Source organism: Actinosynnema sp. NPDC023658 (assembly GCF_040639995.1).
Classification (GTDB): Bacteria; Actinomycetota; Actinomycetes; order Mycobacteriales; family Pseudonocardiaceae; genus Actinosynnema.
Genome location: NZ_JBFAAX010001219.1, coordinates 1 through 1508 on the forward strand (window position 1 = coordinate 1; position 1508 = coordinate 1508).

1 protein-coding gene and 1 pseudogene are annotated in these 1508 nt (G+C 74.7%); both read left to right on the forward strand.

Annotated elements, in window-relative coordinates; all coding sequences use genetic code 11:
* A pseudogene (locus AB0G02_RS39680) lies at nucleotides 1-616 on the forward strand (hypothetical protein); the annotation flags it as partial.
* Nucleotides 613-1508: polysaccharide deacetylase family protein (locus AB0G02_RS39685; RefSeq protein WP_360805536.1), on the forward strand; the 896-nt coding region annotated here is incomplete at its 3' end. The pseudogene AB0G02_RS39680 and the gene AB0G02_RS39685, both read left to right, overlap by 4 nt.

The window sequence follows — 1508 nt, forward strand, 5'->3', positions numbered from 1 at the left end:
CGAGCACCTGGTCGAGCTGGGCAACGACGGTCTGGTGGTCAACGGCACCACCGGTGAGAGCCCCACCACCACCGACGTCCGCACGGTCGAGGTCGTGGTGCTCGTCGTGATGGCCACCGGGCTGGTGCTCCTCGTCGCGGCGGCCACCCCGTCGGCGGCGCGCGACGTGCCCCAGGGCGCGGGCATCGTCCTGTTCGGACTCCCGCTGGTGGCGCTCGTGCCGGCGCAGCGCAGGGTCGGCGGCGTCGTGCCGCGGGCCGCGTCGGCGGGCCTGGCGTTCGCCGTCGTGGCCATGACCAGCCGCACCATCGCGGACGAACCGCTCCTCACCCTCCCGCTGTACCCGCTGGCGTGGCTGATGGTCGCCGCCGCGCTCGTCGGCCAGTCCTACCTCGCGCTGGCCCTGCGCCGCGGCTCGGCCACCTCCACCGTGGCCACCATGGACGCCACCACCGTCGTGCTCACCTCCGTCGTCGGCATCGCCGCCCTCGGTGACCGGATCACCCCCGGCCGCGAGTGGTGGGTCGCGCTCGGCGTCGCGCTCGTCGTGTCCGGCGTGCTGCTGCTCGGCTACGCCGACCGGTTCGCGAAGACCACCACCGGGGTGGCCGGATGACCACCGCCAGCGTGTCGCTCGACCTGGACAACCTCTGGGCCTACCTCAAGACCCACGGCGATCCCGGGTGGGAACGCCGACCCAGCTTCCTGCCCACCGCCGTGCCGCGCCTGCTGGAAGCGTTCGGCGCGCACGGCCTCACCACGACCGTCTTCGTCGTCGGCGCGGACGTCGAGCGCGAGGACGGCGCGCGGGCCGTCTCCGAGATCACCGCCGCCGGGCACGAGGTCGCCAACCACTCCTACGGCCACGAACCCTGGCTGCACCGCTACACCCGCGACCGCCTCGAAGCCGAGCTGGCCCGCACCGAGGACGCCATCGTCGCCGCCGGTGCGCCCCGCCCGACCGGCTTCCGCGGCCCCGGCTACAGCGTCACGCGCGACCTGCTCGAACTGCTCGTCGAACGCGGCTACCGCTACGACGCCAGCACCCTGCCCACCTGGATCGGCCCGCTCGCCCGCGCCTACCACAACCGCACCGCCCCGACCGGCGGCGAGCGCGACCTGTTCGGCGGCTTCTCCCGCGTCCGCGCGCCCAACGCCGCCTACCGCTGGCGCCTCCGTGGGGGCGGCCTGGTCGAGCTGCCGGTCACCACCATGCCGCTGCTGCGCGTCCCCATCCACGGCTCCTACCTGCTCCAGCTCCACCAGGTGTCGCCGCGACTGGCCCGCGCGCACTTCTCCACCGCGCTGCGGCTGTGCCGGGCGCTCGGCGTGCAGCCGTCGCTGCTGCTGCACCCCACCGACGTGCTCGGCTCGGCCGAGGCGCCCGGCATGGAGTTCTTCCCCGGCATGGCCGTGCCCGGCGCCCGGAAGGTCGAGTTCCTGGGCTGGGTGCTCGGCGCGCTGCGCGCCCACTTCGACGTGGTCGGCACCGGCGAGCACGTCGAGCG